This window comes from Paenibacillus sp. EB106-05-06-XG162, from assembly GCF_058791655.1.
On sequence record NZ_JBYTDT010000001.1, the window covers coordinates 1265397 to 1284532 of the forward strand.

Below are 19136 nucleotides of genomic sequence, written 5' to 3' on the forward strand. Positions count from 1 at the left end.
GGAGGGCATAGTTGGAAGAAATTCATCGTATCCTAGAAGCTATTCGATGTAATAGCCAACGAAGCGTGCTTGCAACGATTACGCATGTAGAAGGGAGTGCCTACCTTAAAGAAGGAGCTTCCATGCTGTTTCTAGAAGACGGCTCACAAATTGGGCTGCTAAGTGCAGGTTGCTTGGAGACGGATCTAGCAGCACGCATACCGGAAATATTGGAATCAGGCAGATCTTGCGGATTTGTGTACGACATGCAATCCTCGGACCTGCTGTCCTGGGGAGAAGAATCAGGGTGTGGCGGCGTTATTCATGTGACGATAGAACCCGTAGATAACGTATTAATGGATCATTTATGTTCGTTAAAGGATGATCTGGATCGGCAAATGGAGGTCAAGATCATCAAAAATATCAGCTCAGAGGGATCGGTAGCCGATTATGCCTTCGTGACCGGGGATCGCCAGGTATATGGAGAATGGAAGGGAGGATTTCCAGAGGCTCTATTGGATTTAACATCGTCCGGCGAATCACGAAAAAGCGGTATGAAGACCGTCCCCTCCTTGCAAGCGAATGTTTTCGTTCATACGTATTACCCTAAACCGCGTTTGTTGATTTTTGGAGCGGGTCAAGATGCTAGACCGCTGGCCGCATTTGCGACTGATGCCGGATTCTCTGTGATCGTCTCCGATTGGAGACCCGTGCTTTGCGATCGACGTTATTTTCCCGATGCGGATACGTTTCTGTTAGGGTTTCCCGAGGAGACGGTAAGTAGGATCCATTTTACTTCTTACGATTATGCCATTGTGATGACGCATCATTTTCGGAGAGACCAGCAGCTGATTCGTTTACTTTCAGAGCGGCAACTTTGTTATATTGGCGTTCTGGGTTCGAAGCATCGAACGCAACGCTTACTCGAAGAGGGTCCGATTCCGGAGAATTTGCATGCACCTGTAGGCATCGCGATTGGGGCGGTAGGACCCGTGGAAATCGCAGTGAGCATTCTCGCAGAGTTAATCGATACGTATCGCATAAATAGGACGAGAGAAGCGATTGCCTATGAACCCTAGTCGCATCCATGGCATCTATTTAGCAGCTGGTCAGAGCACTCGAATGGGCTCGGATAAACTCCGACTACAACTGGGTTCGATGTGCTTGGGAAATTATGCGTTGGCTGCGGCCATGGATTCTCGGCTGGAGCACGTATGGATCATATCCAGTGATGCTCGGCCGGATTGGATGGATCGTTCATTCTTCGAAGATCCAATCCATCGTAAATGGTCCGTTATATCCTGCCCTGAAGCTCATTTGGGGCAAGCAGCCTCCCTTCGGTGCGGAATCCAGGCTGCTAATTCGATGAAAGCGACGGCTGTCATGATTTTACTCGCAGACCAACCTTTAATTACGAAGGAATTGATCGATGAACTGATTGGACAGTATGATACAGGCCTGCTACAACAAAACATTCATTACGCAGCCGCCTGTTTCGAAGGTTTGGCGAGACCGCCTGTACTATTTGATCATCGAAAGTTTACGGATCTCATGCAATTACAAGGCGATCAGGGCGCAAGAAGTCTGATTCGTAAGGATCCATCGGGAATTTGCATGGATTTCAAGAATCCGGACTTGTTCATGGATGTCGATACACGGGAAGATTATCAGTTGTTACTGGACAAAATGGGATTATAGAAATCTTGAATGATTTGTTCGGCGTTCATATATAAAGCAAGCGGGTACTGATCATTCGCTAAATGAGAAGGTGTTTTTAATTGCAGTGCGTTCGCGTTCGGTTTAAAGGTGCTTTTATCCACGTTATTCAATATGGTCTTCCATTCCTTTACAAGCATTCCCAACGTGTTCAAATGCTCAGTCCAAATTTGTTGATTCTCTGTTGAAAAAGATCTGCTGTCGGACCATTGTATAAAAACTCGTATCATATCTGAAAGATTTGCATAGCCTAGCCGAAGCTGATTCATATGTTGGGTCAATTTATTCAACGTGTTACGTTTATTGTGAGCAAGCGGGTTGAGACGTAAACTTTGATTCGCCTTATCCAATTCGGTTGTCGCTTGATGAAGCTCTTGGAATAAGGTTTGCAATGCTTGTTTTAAGGACTGAGCGTCAGTTGAGGAGCACCCATGCTCGACCCATTGTGCAGCAATATAGAAATGCTTAGTTAAATGATCCGCGAAATGAATCATCTTTTGCGTGGCCTTATTGATGGAATTAGGAGGAAATATTAGCAAATGAATCAGAATGGCAACAGCAGCACCGATGATGGTATCGCGAATGCGGTCTAGCGGATAGCTGGGCATTTTGCTTTGAAAGTACATCACCAATAAAACGCTGAGAGCCACCTGGACTATCACGACATGCTCCCATTTGAACAGCACCACAATCACGGACCCAAGCAACAGCATAAGACCGATGGTCCACCCGTTTAAGCCGATATAAGGCATTATACTTGCAGCAAGTAATACGCCGACAATCGTACCGACAATGCGCTGCCATGCATATTGGATGGATTTGCTGACGGTAACCTGAATGGTCAGGATAACGGTTAGAGGCGCTAAATAGGGATGAGTGGATCCTGCCCATTTGGCAATCTCCCATGACAGTGCTGAAGCGAATGGGATTTTCCATATCGCTCCATGATTATTGATGAAATCCATAATCTTATTATTCAACTTACTTAACCCCGCTTTATCATCGTTCTCGTTAATTACCATGGATTCGTTGACGTATCCGACTTGGTATATATTGCCCCAAACCTGAAGAATATATGGCATTAAGAAAAGCAGCAGGTCTAAGTCCTAAAGATTTAACCGGTGCAGACGGTGAGGAAAAGGCTTATTGGAATGGGAAGGATGAAATTGAACAATTCTTGTAACTATAGGAAATTGAGAAAACCATTGAAGTAATTTCGATGGTTTTTATTTTTTTCTTTTAAGTGAGTTGTAAGTGCTTAAGAAAGGAATACTTACAATACATTCACAGTGGAGGAATACACATCATCATGAGATATTTAATCGCTATTCTAGGAGTGCTAGTCGTGTTCGGCCTGACGTATGCGGTAAGCAGCCATCGCCGGAATATCCGTTACAGGCCGCTTTTCTTCATGTTCGTCCTGCAGGTGCTGCTTGCATTTGCCTTACTGCATACCGTCGTCGGTGAGCTCCTCATCGGAGGTTTCGCTTCGATATTCGAGAAGCTGCTATCCTATGCAGGAGAAGGCGTTAACTTTGTGTTTGGGGGTCTTGTCAATCAAGGTCAAATGACCTTCTTTCTGTCGGTTCTGCTCCCGATTATTTTTATATCCGCTCTCATCGGGATTCTGCAGTATACGATGATCTTGCCTTTCATTATTAAATATATCGGCCTGGTTCTCAGCAAAATCAACGGAATGGGCAAGCTGGAGTCCTATAACGCGGTCGCATCCGCAATTCTGGGGCAATCGGAAGTATTCATTTCCGTCAAAAAGCAAATCGGCATGCTGCCGAAGCATCGTCTTTATACGCTCTGCGCTTCCGCCATGTCCACGGTTTCAATGTCGATTGTCGGCGCATACATGCAAATGATTAATCCGAAGTTTGTTGTTACCGCGCTTGTGCTTAACTTATTCGGGGGCTTTATAATCGCTTCGATCATTAACCCGTATACTGTTTCGAGAGAAGAGGATATTCTGGTAGTACAGGATGAAGAGAAGCAGTCGTTCTTTGAGATGCTGGGCGAATACATTATGGATGGGTTCAAGGTAGCCGTCATCGTCGCAGCAATGCTGGTCGGCTTCGTTGCGCTGATCGCGCTGATTAACGGCATCTTTACTGGCATTTTCGGTATATCCTTCCAGGGCTTTCTCGGTTATCTCTGTGCGCCATTCGCTTTCGTCATGGGGGTACCATGGAGGGAAGCGGTGGAGGCGGGAAGCATCATGGCGACGAAAATGGTATCCAATGAATTCGTGGCGATGCTAGATCTCGGCAAGCATACCGCCTTCTCCGCACGTACGATTGGCATCGTATCGGTGTTCCTTGTATCGTTCGCCAACTTCTCGTCCATCGGCATTATTGCCGGCGCTGTGAAGGGACTACATGAGAAGCAGGGAAATGTGGTGGCCCGTTTTGGTCTCAAACTACTTTACGGAGCAACGATGGTCAGTGTATTGTCCGCTACAATAGCGGGATTGTTCCTGTAAATGGGAACATGTTTACTCCGTATGCTTAAGGCTGCCATATGGCAGCCTTTTCTCATCTGCGTGTCCAGAAGCACAAAAGTACTGGTTGGAGACCAGACGAGCGACATACCAGGGCGTAACATAAAGTGAATCCTGCCGAGTCCCGAGTTGATGAACGAAGGCCACGGAATCTGTAAAGAACTTGGAGCAGCAGAGAAGAATCCTCCGGCGTATGGGGATTGGCATAGCATGAAAGAGGAAGCAGTGCACTGGGGAGAACCCCCCCTGCACGGCTTTTTTTTTGAAAACTGTAACAAGGCACTCTATAAAGTGAAGGATTTCTAAAATTAAATGAGTTTAAGATACTGCCATCAGTTAAATCTTGACATATAATTACATTAATGCTCAATGGATTGAATTGAAGAGGAGGGTTATTGATGAAAAGTACAGTAGTGGGAACGATCGCTGCATTATTTGCCGTTTCCTTGCTGGTTGGTTGTAATCATGCAAAAGAAACGGAAGCTAAAGAGTTGAAAATAGAGGGGAACTGGAAGCTTGCCGCCGGTTCCCAATCGTCAGCTTGCTTTACCGGGATGAAATTTCTTGAAAATCCTACTTCCGATAGGGACCCTTTATCCGTTCATGAAACGACAGGGAACTTTACCCAAATATGGTTCGGGGAATACGAGAAGAATGGGAATGATATTCGGGTTATTTTGCACGAGCCCAAAGCGGAGCCATTCATTATGACCGCCGACCGAAGCGGAAACGAATTAATGCTTCGATACGAATGGAAATCGGCAGATTTAGTCTGCTCGTATCAGCCTGATTAACAGCTATATCCTCGGAAAAGCTTGATGCCCTATTCGGTCAATCTGCGTATAAATGGGTTCATACCTGCACCCAATGTTTCATACCTTAGAGATGGCAGTGGCGAACCGTCACCAGAAGAATATAAATTGGAGGTAAGTTGATGATTCGAAGGTCTATTTTCATATTTGTAACGTTAATCATATTCCTTGCTGGTTGTAGTAATGAACCGGAAAAGAATACCTCAAAAGTTCAGAACCCAACAAATTCAAATCAAAGCAATGAACCGGAAAAAAATACCTCAAACATTCAGAACCCATCCGATTCAATTCGAACTAATCCTCAGACTCCCTTAACAGATGAACAAATATTAATGAAACCTCCAGGACGTTTTGCTGGCTCTAACTTTGATGAACAGAAAGTTCAAGAGGCTCTGGACCAATTACCAAGCGATATGACAGCTGATCAATATGAGGAAGAACTACTCCTCTTATTGGCTGAAGACTATCGCTCTTATATGACCACTTTCAATAATTTTGAAACAGAAGTTAAAGTGAATAATGAGCGACCTAATGGTAACATCACATTACCCACAAGTAGGAAGTTACACATTTCGATCCTACTTGATGCCAGTGGCAGCATGAAAGCGCAGATCAATGGCAAATCAAAAATGGACTCTGCCAAAGAAGCTATTCAGATCTTCGCAGATAAATTACCCGAAAATGCAGAGGTATCTTTGCGGGTGTATGGACATAAAGGAACAAGCAGTCAGAAAGATAAAAAAGCATCCTGTAGCAGTACAGAAGAAATCTTTCATGGTCAAGGTGCGCAGACCAATCAAATAAAAACAGTACTTCAAGATATAGAACCAGCAGGATGGACACCAATTGCGAATGCCCTAAAATCCGTAAAACAAGATATTAATCCTGAGACAACCGATTCGGTCGTATACGTGGTAAGTGATGGAATTGAAACATGTGGAGGTAATCCAGTACAGATTGCCAAAGAACTCAACCAATCCAAAGTGAAGACAGTTGTAAATATTATTGGCTTTAATGTGGATAACGAGGGACAGAAATTGCTTCGACAAGTTGCTACATCTGGTGGTGGAGAGTTCACTTCTGTAGATAATGACGAATCACTAAAAAAATATATCAATAAAGCGTATGCCAAATTACAAGGCGAATGGACGACATGGAAAGAAAAAGGAGAAGGACAGGCAAATACACAAAAAGAACAGAAGCAGGGAGCTATCAATATTACAGAAATGGATATGCAAATTCTAGCGAACAAAGAATATGATAATCTGTTAGCAGCCCTTAAGTATCTAGAATCTAAAAACGGAAATGCTATCCCTCACGTGAGGACACAGATTACAGAACGTAAGAATATCGCATGGACTTATGCTCGTGATACCGGGAGGCGTTTGTATAACGAAGTCACTAAAAGTGGAAATCAGGTTTATGACGATATCAAGGATGAAGGCGATAAGAATATCGATGATTTGAAGAATAAGAAAAAATAATTAGCGGCAGAGGCTTGCAAGCAGTAGAGGCTGCTGATATTTTGGTGTTAACGCGTTACGGATATGTCTTTCTAAGCGGAGACAACCCCGATTTGTTGTTGGGGTTGTCTCCTTTTTCGTATTCATTCTCGCTCATAGTTCCGAAGTTTCCCGGTTTTTTATCGACAAAATCATCAAGATTTGAGACCATAGCCCTTTACCACATTTTGTAAGAACGTCTATAATACAAATATCTCGCGAGAAGTAGGTTGCGTTGCGGGTTGTTACTCTTTAAACCTCCGCTTCGATCGATCGGTAACCATGGTTTTCTGATCGGAGTCAAGGGAGACGTCCCGCTCGAACAAGATCGGCTTTTAAAGGAGGCGACCGTAATAAATACGATCTGGTCCATTCGAACTGGAATTCGGGATTTTCTTGAGGCCATCCACCGAACTTGCCAAGCATGGATTAAGAAATATCCGTTTATTAAAACGATGTATACGATTTATTCCTGGTTGTCGCTAATCATGTTTGTTTTAAGCTTGTTTTTCGTTAAAGAATCGCGTACCATGGTGGTTCAATATTTATGGTCGTTTTATGTGCTGCTTCAATTTTGGTTTCTGTGCCGCAGCAAAACGATGCCGTGGAAGCCGATCGTTCTGTTCGTATTGGCTGGCGTTTTTCTAGTCGTACCGTTCACGACGCTTACGGTCAATGCTCTCCACATGCTTTTCGGCGGAAAAACATCCGACACTTGGTCCATTGCCGTGATCACGCCAATTTTCGAAGAATTATGGAAGCTACTTCCGCTAGGCATATTCCTGTTGTTCTCGCGTCGAGCGTCCGCTTTGAGCTTGAGTGATTACACGCTTATCGGCGCGGCAACGGGCGTAGGCTTCCAACTGATGGAGGAGTTGTCTCGAAGGTGGATGAGTTCCGGCGCTCTTGCGGAAAAGTTCGGCTACAGCTATACATGGCTGGGCGGCGAAACGATCCATTGGGACTTTTTCTCGCTGTTTCCCGGACGTTTCGAAGAAAGTTTGTTTCCGACGCTAATGGCCGTCGGTCATCCCGTACATACCGCTATGATCGCGCTTGCGTGCGGAATAGCCTACCGGCTGCGAAGAAGACTGACGAAATGGGTTTTTCTGTTCCCGGTAATCATTTTGCTGTGGTCCATCCTAGATCACGCGGCTTATAACGGCCAACACCAGTTGCCGGGTTGGGTGTTCCGGCTTCATGAGTGGACCGGCAGCGGATATAAAACTCAGCCGGCCTTCCTGCTGATGCTGGTCGCATCGATTTTTGCCGACTACTGGTCGCTGAACAAAATACGAATCCGCCTTCCGTCACTGCCGAATGAGCCGTTTCTTAATCCATTTACCGAGCTGTGGAATATGATCCGCTCTTTTTGTCAGGACCGGGGAAAATTCATCTATTGGCTCGGATTTTACCGGGAGCGCAGGGAGCTTGGATTTCATATGCTTTATGGAAATGACGAAGCGGCCAGAAGACAGGAGCCTATCGATGCTCGGGTAAAAGCTTTTTGCCAGGCGTTAACCGGACTCGCTATAATTCTTCTCGTGGCCGGTCTGTTCGCAGGCATAGGGGCACATACGAGCGGAGGGGAACCGGCATGTTTCGCCTGCATGTTCGATTCGCTGCAAGATTGGTGGGATCGGCTGGATTGGTATGAACAGGGCGCGATCCTGCTTGGAGCCCTTGCCTTGTCACTGCTGTTCGTCGGATTCTGGCCGGCTTTTGGTATCGTAACGACGGGGATGGGAATCGCCGGGAGTGGGCATGAGATTGCCGGCTATATCCGTGATCCGAAGAAGCTGCTGACTCCCGAAAATGCGCTTTCCGTCGCTATAAACATTGCACTTAACCGAATCCCGTTTGGTAAAGTGCTAACATGGCTGGGGAGTAGAGGGCGTCACTATGTACGTATGATTCTGGATAAGCTCGGTTCCCGGAAGCCGGATATCCACGTCCCGGATAAACCGAAACCTCCGAAGAATGACGTCAAAGGGTCGGGTGATCATCCGGACGATCCCAATAAACCGGATGACGATACGCCGAATAAGGATAAAGCCGATGAGGGGACGGATTATTCTGGTAAGCCTTATGCAGGTACAAGGAATGCCGATTCTGATTTTACAAGAGGCAATGGCAGGAGTACTCTGACAGGACACTTTACCGATCATAAAGATGACTTTGGTTATACGACTGAAACTCAATATCTAAATGGTGCAAGAAATTTTCTTGAAAAGTCCCCGACTCCAACAACAAAATCTTTTGATTCATTACAAGGCACATATTTTAGATATGATACAGCTACTAACGAATTTGGAATAATAAACAAATATGGTGGGATATCAACTTATTATAAACCAACAAATGGGCTTGAATATTGGGAAGAACAAATAAAACTATATGCCCCCCCTAAGTGAGGGAGGAAGAGGAAAAAATGAAGAGATTACAATGTCCTTGTTGTGATAATTTCACTATAGAAAGCGAAGATGAGGTTGTTGTAGAGATTTGTGATGTATGTTTTTGGCAGTTTGATGCTGTGGCTCATGCTAAGCCCGATATAAGCATAGGAGCAAACCATATCTCATTGAATCAAGCAAGGGAGAATTACAAACTATTCGGTGTTTGCAAGCCCCAATACAAAAGTATGGTAAGAGAACCGCTAGAAGAAGAATTGCCGGAAAATAATGTAGAATAGATGTCCTCTTGAATCTTATACCCTAAGTATCGCTATTCCGTTACATTGAACAGGTCGATTATGGACAGATACCACCATGACTGACCTGTTTTTTGTTATCTTCGTTTCCTCGCAGGTTTTGGTCGCTGAAATCGGAGACTATGTAACAAGTTGGAAATTAGGCGAATATCCTGCTTATGCAACGAATGATAAGGAGGATTCGCAATGATTCCATATTATCCATATTACAATTATGAAATGCGCTGCAGGCAGGTGCCTATTACTTTTCCGCCGCAACATCAGAACGTTCAGCCCGGTCTAGAGTATTTAATGAACCTGTTACCGATATCCGACAATCCCGCATACCAGGGAAGCGGGAAATTGGCTGGGAAAATAGCCATCATCACTGGAGGGGATAGCGGTATCGGTCGTGCAATCGCGATTGGCTTCGCCAAAGAAGGTGCGGATGTAGCGATAGCCTACTTGTATGAACGCGTGGATGCGGAAGAGACTAAACGCAGGGTGGAGTATTACGGGCGTCGCTGCCTGCTAATCGAAGGAGATTTAAGGGATCCTGCTTTTTCTGAGGAAGTGGTAGGAAGGACATTGGAGTGCTATGGCACTCTTGACGTTCTCGTATTGAATCAAGGCGTTCAGTTCCCTCAGGAAAGCATATTGAACATTTCAAATGAGCAGCTTGAAAATACTTATCGCACCAATATTTTTCCGCATTTCTATATGACAAAAGCAGCACTCCCACACTTGAAGCCAGGAAGTTCGATTATTTCGACGGCATCCGTAACCGCCTATGCGGGCGCCCCTCTCCTTGTCGATTATTCCTCCACAAAGGGCGCGATTGTATCCTTCACTCGTTCATTGTCACTTCAACTTGTTAGCAAAGGCATTAGAGTCAACGCTGTGGCACCAGGCCCGATTTGGACCCCGCTTATCGTATCAAGTTATTCTGCCGAATATGTAAAAACATTTGGTTTGGAAACACCTATGAAACGCGCCGGACAGCCATTCGAGCTTGCACCCACCTACATTTATTTGGCCTCGGATGATGCTTCCTTTGTAACGGGGCAAGTACTACATGTTAATGGCGGTATCATGACGGAAACGTGAAGAATCGGATATTTATTTAACGACGGAGAGGGGGCATCTCCTTTACTCAAAGTGGGAATTAATACAGCCCCCCCTTTTTAGTTGAAATATAGTTTTAGTAGTTCTTGTATTTGTAAGCTATTTATATTGTTCACAGCAACAAAATATGGTAATTGCCATTTTTGTGTTGCTATAGCATGTTTACTAGTCGGGGTATCCCAACTAGGGTAAACTCTTATTGCCATTTTCCCTTTCGAAGTAGCTGTTTTAAGGATATTTTGTTTTACAAGAAGTTCTTTTGGGAAAATGAATTGTCCAAAATCATGATTGTTATTAGCAAAGGTATTAATAACCAATAAATCAGTAGCGTTTTCATATGAAAATGCTTGGTTCTTATTATCAAAATCTTTTTCCCAAAAGGCAACAAACTGTCCAATCTTAGTAGGTGTTATTTTTGCAACTCTAAATCTAACTAATTTAGAATTTAGCTGAAATATTCCAGCTCCATATTCTGAATTTTGAGTTTCTTCTCGGATGGAATTTATTTTTAAGTGATTAGGCTCATAAAAAAATTCATTTACATATGTTAACGCCCTATAAAAATTATTCATTGTTGTACTCCTCATTTTTATACTACGAAATAATACTTCTTAAATAGAATAGGCTAATCTTAAAAAGTCGTCAAAACTCATTCTACAACCGATATATGATTGTTCTTTGATGTCAGGTATAAACTCGGCAACTATAATAGAATAAGACATAAATAGACGACGATAGGTTGGGGGCAAGTATGAGCGAATTACTAGGACTTAGCAGGGAGAACTTGGGGCTCTTTAAGATCATTTGGGAGGATTCTGGGAGCGGTGTGCACGATACTGATGTCACCGATAGGTCGGTGGAACGGTGGTGAAGCATTTGCGGAGCGGGTATAAGACGATGAATCGGATCGTGGGATGGACGCTGATCCCGATCCTATCGTTCCTTGTTCTACTTGGCATCTATTCCTATACAATACCGAATAGGAATGCGCCTGTAGCGGTACAAGGCGTGCTAGATTTGAGTCATTGGGATTTCGGCACGAATGGATTTATCTCGTTAAATGGACAATGGGAATATTACCGCGGGCGGCTACTTTCTCCTGAGGAGCTAAAGGGCCATGCCGTTAAGCCGGATCGATTTATCGAGATTCCAAGCGCATGGTTCGGGGGACGCGCCCCGATTGAGGAGGATTATGGAATTGGTTCCGGCACCTATCGTCTGACTATCAAGTTGAATGATCCGAATGAAATGTATGGGATTCGGGTGAACAATATTTTGACCGCTCATCGGTTATTCGTGGATGGCTATGTCCGTGGAGAGAGCGGAACGCCAGCGGGCGATGAATTGTCTTACCGACCGGGAAACACGCCATACACGACGATTGTGAGCGCTGGCGGATCGGAAATGGTCCTAACGCTCCAAGTGTCCAATTATACATATTGGAATGGGGGCGGCGTAGACGACATCCAGTTCGGGCTTCAGAAGGATATGCTGCGGATGAGTCACGTGTTATACGGGACCGAATTGTCGGGAATCTTCATCCTGCTCTTGTTCGGCGGGTATCACATGAGCATCTATGTCATGCGGTTCAAAGACAAGGCCTATTTGTACAGCGGGATATTCTTCTTGACCTTGCTGTTGATGCTATCGATGATGGGGGAGAAACTGCTGCTGCAGCTTTGGCCGCAGTTACCTTTTGAATTCGCATCCAAGGTCTATGATCTAGGCGGATTCTCATGCTATGCTGTACTAGCTTTTTTCTTGCATCACTTGGATAAGAAATTAATATCACGGAAGCATCTTCTCTATTGGATTACGCCGATTGCAATCTATTTGGCTGCGGTGCTTGTTCTGCCGTACTCCGTCTACCAGCAGCTTGGCAACATTCCGTGGGATTACGTGCTGCTGTTGGTTATATTTTATTTCTACCGCACGGTTCGTCTGTTTATAAAGCAGGATGGCGAGCAATTGAATCGCAAAGAAGTCGCGATGCTCGGCGGGGTCATGATATCGATTGTGATGATCATGGTCCTCGGAGTACTCTACTCCTTGGGACTGCTGGAGACGGATGTGGGACGAAGAATCTTCTTCTTGTCCGTCATTGCCTTCATGAACACCTTGCTTGCATTCCGTCTTGCGCAGGCTACGGAACAGACCGAGAAGCTAACAGAGCAGCTGCTGCTAAGGGATCAGCTCAAGAATGAATTTCTGGCGAATACTTCGCATGAACTGAAGACGCCGCTGCATGGCATTCAGAATATGGCCTCTTATCTCCTCGAGGAAAAGGCGGGCGCATTAACGAGCAGGCAGCGTAAAGAAATAACGCTGATTCGCGACAGCACGACCAAGCTATCGACGCTCGTGAATGATCTGGTGGACGTCGTTCAGATGAAGAATGGTGATTTGCGGCTGCAGGAGTCGGTGATGGATGTGCGGGTCATCGCGGAGACCGTGTTCCAGGTGCTCGAGTTCGAGCTGATGGGCAAGGATGTGCAATGGGTGAATCGGATCGCTCCTCGGTCTCTGGTTCGCGGGGATGAGAACAGAGTGTGGCAAGTGCTGTATAACCTGATCCACAATGCCATAAAGCATACCCAGAGCGGTTGGATTGAGGTGTCTGCCGGGAAGATGGGAGATGATTTGTCCGTGTCGGTAGAAGATACGGGGACAGGTATCCCCATTGAAAGCCAGGAGGCGGTCTTCGGCTACTTCGAGCAGGCGGGACAAACATGGTCGCAGGACGGTTATACGGGGATGGGACTCGGCCTATACATCAGTCGTCAGCTCATCGAGCGAATGCATGGTGCAATCTATGTCGAACGTTCAACGCCGGGGGAAGGGACTCGCATGACGTTCAGACTCCCCTTGGTGGAACTTGCCGAGGCAATGGGGAGCGAGTCCGAGCTTGCGCCTATGAAACGGCGAGAGTCTTTGCAGTCAGGACATCTGGATATAGTCGATCCGCAGCATGGGCAGACGGTACTCATTGTGGACGATGAAGCGGCTAACGTTCGGGTACTGCTCAATTTATTAAGCGAGGAATACAACGTGTTGACGGCCTTCTCTGCTAAGGAAGCGATCGGCAAGCTAGAATCAAAGCCGAAGATTGATCTGATGATTCTGGATGTGATGATGCCGGAAGTCTCGGGGATTGAGTTATGCCGAATAATCCGGGAGACGCGCTCTCCGGTGGAGCTGCCGATCCTGTTCGCGACAGTGAACAACTCGAAGCATGATATTGACCTATGCTTCCAGGCCGGAGGGAATGATTTCATTGCAAAGCCCTTTGATGCAAAGACGCTGGCTGCGAGAGTACGCACGTTGTTATCGATGAAGACGTCGATGGAGCAGGCATTGAAGAATGAACTCGCTTTTCTGCAAGCTCAGATTAAACCGCATTTCCTATATAACGCGATTAGCAGCATTATCTCTTTTTGCTATACCGACGGAGAGAAAGCCGCCTATCTATTGTCCATGCTTACCCGCTATTTGCGGTTCGTATTTCGGCGTGATTATCTCTCACTCCACATCCCGATCGGAACCGAGCTGGAGTTAATCCAAGCCTATGTGGAAGTGGAGAAAGCGCGGTTCGGAGAGCGGTTGGAATTTAAGATGGCCGTTGATCCGGCATTGAAGAACGAGATGATTCCGTCGCTATCGATTCAGCCTTTTGTCGAGAATGCGATTCGCCACGGCTTGTTCGATAAGGAAGGTCCGGGGCAAGTTATGTTATCTATTTCTGAAAGCGACGAATACATCTGCTGCGACATTACCGATGACGGGGTCGGCATGACTCAAGAAATGCTGGTACGACTAAATGCAGGAGAGGGTACAACCGAAGGGATCGGCGTAGCGAATGCCCGCAAACGGTTATTGTCGATCCAGGGGGCTCGCCTAACGCTGGAATCGGCTTTGGGCCAGGGAACCCGTGTTATTATCCATTTACCTAGAAATCATGAGGAATCGGAGAGATAGGTTGTAGACAGAACGTGAGAGGAGATGAGCGCATGATTCGCGTGATGATCGTAGAAGACGAGCAGCCAATTCTTGATTTAATGGAGAGGCTTGTCCGCCAGCATCCGCAGCTGGTGATGGTAGGGGCGTTCACAAGTCCGGCTGAAGCGCTCGTTCAGTTCGATGTCATCAAGCCGGATGCGGTTTTCCTCGATATCGAGATGCCGCGAATGGGCGGGATGGAGCTGGCAGAGCGACTTATAGCGATAGATGAGGAGCTCCCCATCGTGTTTACGACAGCATATCCGGACTATGCCGTGGATGCTTTTCGCATCCGTGCGGTCGATTACTTGCTCAAACCCGTTCTCCCAGATGATATCGAGCGTGTATATGCCAGACTTGCCAAGCATCAAGCTTTGCGGTCGCGGCGACCAGCGCAAGAGGATCCGGTCGTTCGATGCCTGGGCACATTTGAGACGAGGGGTGCGAATGGGAATGTGATGAGTTGGCCAACGCGTAAGACGGAAGAGCTATTCGCATATTTCCTGATTTATCCGAATCGTTATGTGAGCAAGTGGCAGTTAGCCGACTTGTTGTGGCCGGATCTGTCCGAAGAGCGGGCCGCCCATAATGTGCACCATACGATCCACCGCTTGAAAAAGGCATTGAAGGATGCTGGAATCAGCGTAGAGCTGATCAGCATGAATGAAGGATATCATCTGCGGATTGCGGCGGAATTTTCCGATATCGAGAGCTTACGGCATTTCATGCAGAGAACGACTGCCTTCGACAATTGCAATGTAGGTGAAGGGGAAAGTTACTTCAAAAAGTATCGCGGTCAGCTCTTCGGGGGCAAGGATTATGTCTGGAGTACAGGAGCCGCGGCAGAGCTCGCGCTGCAGTACACGGGGTTGACGCGAATGTTAATCGCTTATTACCGTGCGAGAAAGGATAACGCGGCGCTAAAGGATATCCTTCGTGCATACTTAATGCAGGCGCAGCTCGATGAAGAGATGAATGCTGTATTGCTCCGCTTGTATCTGGAACTTGGGGAGAAGGGTCCGTTTCTTCGCCATTATGAGCAATATGCTAGAAAGTTAGAGGAGGAGTTCGGTATTGCTCCCTCAGCGGAGATCCAGTCACTTTACGTTGCCATTTCAAGTTCGTGATAGAGAGACGCTCAGGTCTCTCTTTTTTTTGTCTTTATCTATGTTCATGTTTTTGGGAGAATTCTGGGAGGCTGCTTTGCTACAATTCGACACAGTATTCTGAAATGGAGGAACGAAGATGAAGCAATGGAAATGGAAAAGGCGGCTGTCATTCATGCTCGTGATTACGCTTGCCGTAACGCTCGTGATCCCGATTCGAAGCACCGTATGGGCCGCGGATGGGACAGGACCGGAACTGGTACGTCCATCGGTTATGAAAGATGCAATAAGCCTATTTTTTACTCGCGATTTATTTGCGTCAAAAGGAAGCTTCACTGACCAAGATTTTGAAGTGAAGGTGAACGGTGAACCCGTCAAGGTTTGGAGCGTTAGTCCTTTGTTTGAATCGAATCATATTACATTCTCATTTCTATTTATTGATCGGCAGGTCGTGAAGGGGGATCAGGTCACCGCCCGCTATACGAACATGTCTGATCCGATTGGGGATGATCAGGGGAATCCGCTTTCTACTGCAGAGGTCGAGGTCAATAATATCACCCCTGGTACGTTCCTTACTACGCCTATACTCGAGCTGCCTGACAAAGTGGGATACAAGCTTAAAGCGAATGACCCGATTGTGACGTTCACGCCAACCAGCGGGAATGCGAACCGAGTTCAGTTCCGCTTTCCTGGTGATGAGTTGAATGCGTCGTGGCTTGAATCGAATGATAAGCTTCATCAGAAAAGCGACTATATCATTTATAACAATACGGATCATACCTCGTATTCGCCAAGAGTCATGTTTCTGAATGCTGGCTTATCGATGGTGGATTTCATCCTGCCTGAAGGTATCTATATGCAAGAAGGAAAGTCGTACACGCTTGCGATGTCGAGTACCGTAATAGGGACTAAGGTGAGACTTCCCGCGAGAGCAACGGCGACGAGCCAAGCGAATATTATATTATTTCGGGACGCGATGGATGGATTAGGTATTATCGATGACTATACATTTAGCCCGCTCAAATTCATAGAGTACCCGAATCAGCCGCCGGTTGCGGTTACAGGGAAGGTTGCACAGTTCCAGCGAGGCGATATGCCCTATATGTTCCAACCCGGCCAATTGGCAACGGATGAGGATGAGGATGATCTAACACTATCCAATCCGAGTTCGGATGACATGAGTATAGCCACGGCTGTTGTAGAGTCTAATATATTGCAAGTCAATCCTGCGGGCGCAGGGACGACCCATGTGCGAGTTGATGTTAGCGATGATCACCAACATACGGTAACGGTGACGCTGGAGGTCATTGTGAAGAAACCTCAGACGCCGATGATTGCCCCACAAAATATACAAATAGTAAAAAAAGACGGGACCTATACCGTTTCAATTGCTGAGGTTGCCGGTAGTGCCGAGGTAAGAGTGTATGATGCAGCGGCCGGAGGGAATCTCCTTGGGAAGAAGATTCAACGAGATGAACCCGGTTCCTTGATAATTTCACTTGATGCCGAAATCCTAAGCGAGCAGGTCTATGTCACACAGACGGATCATGCAGCGGATAAAGCAGAAAGCGAACGGACATCAGTCACGCTCCCGCACGACGATTATACAGCTCGATTATCAGCTGCGGTTCGAGCGGCCGAGCAACTCTATTACGATGCTGAGAAAGGGGATCAAGAGGGGCAATATCCAGCAGACGCCATGGCGTCGCTGCGCAGCGCCATTGATGTTGCGGCAGCTGTACTTGATAATAATGAAGCCGCACAGTCGGAGGTCGAGACCGCAGTAACCGTGCTGAATCTGGCTGTCGATGTCTTCAAATCCAAGCAAGTGCATATTGATAAAACGTTGCTAAGCACAGCTATCACATCGGCGCAAACGCTGCATGATAGCGCGGTGGAAGGAACATCCTTAGGACAGTACAAAGCAGGCGCGAAAACAGCGCTGCAAACGTCGATCAACGCAGCGAAGACGGTGCTAAGCGATGCAGAGGTTACGCAAAAGAAAGTGGATGCGGCCGTAACCGCATTAAACCAAGGGGTAAAGACATTTAACGAAAATAAATTCACGAGCAGCGGCGGCGAAGATGGTGGACAGGGCAGTGGCGGATCAAGTGGCAGTTCGAGCGACAACTTGTCAAACGCTGGATCGCAGCAGCAACTGACGGCTATACTTGTCGTTATTGATGGTAAGATCTACACGGTATATATGGAGCGGGGTAGAGACGCGGCCGGACAGGTGAAGGATCGTCTTGAGATTACGAAAGATGTTGCAGCTAAGCTCGCGCCGCTGTTAAAAGCTGCTGGATTGGATAAGCTGCGGCTTGTCATTCCAGATGCAAGCCAGAGTGCCGAATTGAATGTCACAATTCCACAAGATGCAGCTTCGATCCTGGCAGACAACGGGCAGGCCTTCAAACTCGTATGGCAAGACGCAGAGATTGGAATTCCTATTCGCACGTTAAGGGACAGCAAACAACCGATTCCATTGAAAATTTCGCGTGTACAGGTGAAATCCAATGGAACGACGGATGCTGATTCCAAGAAAAATGGCGGGACAACGAACTACGCGTTCGACCTTCCAGCTGCGTTCTTGTCCGAGAATCCGAATTTTGTCATTGAAGTAAACACACCAGATGCATCGGTTGACTTGAACGGACAAATGTTCAAGAAGTCGGAGCTTGGCAAGCAAATGCGCTTTATCGTCAGTGAAGGCGATCGCAAACCGTTAAGCAAAGCGGTGCAAGCGCAAGTCGGAAACCGGCCGGTAGTACAATTGTCCGTGCAGATGGATGGCAAATCCGTAGCTTGGAAGAACGAGAAGGCTTCGGCTCTGGTAAGGGTTCCTTATGAGCTCGTCGGTAAGGAGATGGCATCTGGCATCGGTATTCTGTCGATTGACGATCAGGGTGTTGCAACCGTAGTCAAAGACGCAGCGTACTCCGCTGCCGACAAGCAGCTTCGCTTCCAAGCGAACCAAGATGGCATTTATGCGGTATTTTATGTGCAGCCAGCTGCATCTTTTGCAGATCTTAGCAAGCATGCATGGGCACAAGAGGCGATCGATCAATTGACTTCGCTAGGTGTCGTGCAAGGAACGTCTGCAACGACGTTCAGCCCGGCTGAACAGGTAAGCCGTGCGGACTTCGTCGTGATGCTGGTCAGAGCGCTGAATCTGAAGGCAGGTGCTGGTACGGCATTCACGGATGTCGACGCACAGGCATACTACTACGACGCTGTAGCGATTGCGAAGCAGCTTGGCATCGCGACGGGTACGGATGGGGATCAATTCGCGCCGCAAGCGAAGATCTCTCGTCAGGATATGATGGTCATGGCAGCGCGTGCGCTGGTTACAGCACAAGCCAAAGATATCAAGGGGGACCTCAAAGCGCTGGATCCTTTCAAGGATGCCGACAATGTGTCAGAGTATGCAGCAAGTCGTGTTGCAGGCATGATCGAGCAAGGGCTGATCCAAGGAGATAGCGGCTTGATCAATCCAAGCGGCCATACGACGCGTGCAGAAAGCGCTGTGTTCTTAAGCAGATTGTTGAAAGTGCTGGCGGAGTAAAGTAGCTATCGCGATAGCATAGGAAGGACACCCCGCGGGGTGTCTTTTTCTTGTGGGTTTAAACAGTGACCTGATGCTAATCGTGGAAAAATGCTGGACATTCAAGGTCTGTAAAGGCAGGTTTAATCGAATCACATCTG

General features: G+C 46.8%; 13 protein-coding genes. 11 read left to right on the forward strand and 2 right to left on the reverse strand.

Going from position 1 to position 19136, the window contains the following annotated elements; genetic code table 11:
* Positions 1–11 precede the first annotated feature (11 nt).
* Together AC3WU2_RS05535 and AC3WU2_RS05540 are read left to right on the forward strand one after the other, a co-directional pair.
* Positions 12–1058 (forward strand): XdhC family protein, encoded by a 1047-nt coding sequence (locus tag AC3WU2_RS05535; RefSeq protein WP_492452019.1) that lies wholly within the window; start codon positions 12–14, stop codon positions 1056–1058.
* Positions 1048–1677: a nucleotidyltransferase family protein gene (locus AC3WU2_RS05540; RefSeq protein ID WP_492452021.1), complete on the forward strand. Its 630-nt coding sequence runs from the start codon at positions 1048–1050 to the stop codon at positions 1675–1677. The genes AC3WU2_RS05535 and AC3WU2_RS05540 overlap by 11 nt, the downstream gene beginning before the upstream one ends.
* Here AC3WU2_RS05540 and AC3WU2_RS05545 read toward each other — a convergent pair.
* Positions 1647–2675: an FUSC family protein gene (locus tag AC3WU2_RS05545; protein ID WP_492452023.1), complete on the reverse strand. Its 1029-nt coding sequence runs from the start codon at positions 2673–2675 to the stop codon at positions 1647–1649. The two genes, AC3WU2_RS05540 and AC3WU2_RS05545, sit on opposite strands and share 31 nt — an antisense overlap.
* A gap of 329 nt (positions 2676–3004) precedes the next feature.
* Here AC3WU2_RS05545 and AC3WU2_RS05550 point away from each other — a divergent pair, with 329 nt between their 5' ends.
* The 6 genes from AC3WU2_RS05550 to AC3WU2_RS05575 all read left to right on the forward strand — a co-directional run bounded on the left by AC3WU2_RS05550 (position 3005) and on the right by AC3WU2_RS05575 (position 10311).
* Positions 3005–4183 (forward strand): NupC/NupG family nucleoside CNT transporter, encoded by a 1179-nt coding sequence (locus AC3WU2_RS05550; RefSeq protein WP_492452025.1) that lies wholly within the window; start codon positions 3005–3007, stop codon positions 4181–4183.
* A 416-nt stretch (positions 4184–4599) separates the two neighbouring features.
* Positions 4600–4995, forward strand: a complete 396-nt coding sequence (locus AC3WU2_RS05555; RefSeq protein WP_492452027.1) for a hypothetical protein — start codon at positions 4600–4602, stop codon at positions 4993–4995.
* Between the two features lie 140 nt (positions 4996–5135).
* Positions 5136–6497, forward strand: coding sequence for a VWA domain-containing protein (locus AC3WU2_RS05560; protein ID WP_492452029.1), 1362 nt, complete (start codon positions 5136–5138; stop codon positions 6495–6497).
* A 260-nt stretch (positions 6498–6757) separates the two neighbouring features.
* Positions 6758–8929, forward strand: coding sequence for a PrsW family glutamic-type intramembrane protease (locus tag AC3WU2_RS05565; protein WP_492452031.1), 2172 nt, complete (start codon positions 6758–6760; stop codon positions 8927–8929).
* Between the two features lie 17 nt (positions 8930–8946).
* Positions 8947–9207, forward strand: coding sequence for a CPCC family cysteine-rich protein (locus AC3WU2_RS05570; protein WP_492452033.1), 261 nt, complete (start codon positions 8947–8949; stop codon positions 9205–9207).
* Between the two features lie 204 nt (positions 9208–9411).
* Positions 9412–10311 (forward strand): SDR family oxidoreductase, encoded by a 900-nt coding sequence (locus AC3WU2_RS05575; protein WP_492452035.1) that lies wholly within the window; start codon positions 9412–9414, stop codon positions 10309–10311.
* A gap of 77 nt (positions 10312–10388) precedes the next feature.
* Here the strand turns inward: AC3WU2_RS05575 and AC3WU2_RS05580 are convergent, their stop codons facing one another.
* Positions 10389–10901 (reverse strand): MepB family protein, encoded by a 513-nt coding sequence (locus AC3WU2_RS05580; RefSeq protein WP_492452037.1) that lies wholly within the window; start codon positions 10899–10901, stop codon positions 10389–10391.
* 295 nt (positions 10902–11196) lie between these two features.
* Here AC3WU2_RS05580 and AC3WU2_RS05585 point away from each other — a divergent pair, with 295 nt between their 5' ends.
* The 3 genes from AC3WU2_RS05585 (at position 11197) to AC3WU2_RS05595 (ending at position 18996) form a co-directional block, all read left to right on the forward strand.
* Positions 11197–14304 carry a hybrid sensor histidine kinase/response regulator gene (locus AC3WU2_RS05585; RefSeq protein ID WP_492452039.1) on the forward strand — a complete coding sequence of 1036 codons (3108 nt, stop codon included), beginning with the start codon at positions 11197–11199 and terminating at the stop codon, positions 14302–14304.
* Positions 14305–14336: 32 nt separating this feature from the next.
* Entirely contained in the window at positions 14337–15452 is a 1116-nt protein-coding gene (locus tag AC3WU2_RS05590) for a response regulator (protein WP_492452041.1), read from the forward strand.
* A 118-nt stretch (positions 15453–15570) separates the two neighbouring features.
* Complete coding sequence (locus tag AC3WU2_RS05595; RefSeq protein ID WP_492452043.1) at positions 15571–18996, forward strand: S-layer homology domain-containing protein; 3426 nt, start codon at positions 15571–15573, stop codon at positions 18994–18996.
* The last annotated feature ends 140 nt before the right edge of the window (positions 18997–19136 follow it).

Coding starts and splice junctions, on each gene's coding strand:
- AC3WU2_RS05540 (WP_492452021.1), top strand. CDS start 1,048: ATGAACCCTAGTCGCATCCATGGCATCTATTTAGCAGCTGGTCAGAGC.
- AC3WU2_RS05550 (WP_492452025.1), top strand. CDS start 3,005: ATGAGATATTTAATCGCTATTCTAGGAGTGCTAGTCGTGTTCGGCCTG.
- AC3WU2_RS05555 (WP_492452027.1), top strand. CDS start 4,600: ATGAAAAGTACAGTAGTGGGAACGATCGCTGCATTATTTGCCGTTTCC.
- AC3WU2_RS05560 (WP_492452029.1), top strand. CDS start 5,136: ATGATTCGAAGGTCTATTTTCATATTTGTAACGTTAATCATATTCCTT.
- AC3WU2_RS05570 (WP_492452033.1), top strand. CDS start 8,947: ATGAAGAGATTACAATGTCCTTGTTGTGATAATTTCACTATAGAAAGC.
- AC3WU2_RS05575 (WP_492452035.1), top strand. CDS start 9,412: ATGATTCCATATTATCCATATTACAATTATGAAATGCGCTGCAGGCAG.
- AC3WU2_RS05580 (WP_492452037.1), bottom strand. CDS start 10,901: ATGAATAATTTTTATAGGGCGTTAACATATGTAAATGAATTTTTTTAT.
- AC3WU2_RS05590 (WP_492452041.1), top strand. CDS start 14,337: ATGATTCGCGTGATGATCGTAGAAGACGAGCAGCCAATTCTTGATTTA.
- AC3WU2_RS05595 (WP_492452043.1), top strand. CDS start 15,571: ATGAAGCAATGGAAATGGAAAAGGCGGCTGTCATTCATGCTCGTGATT.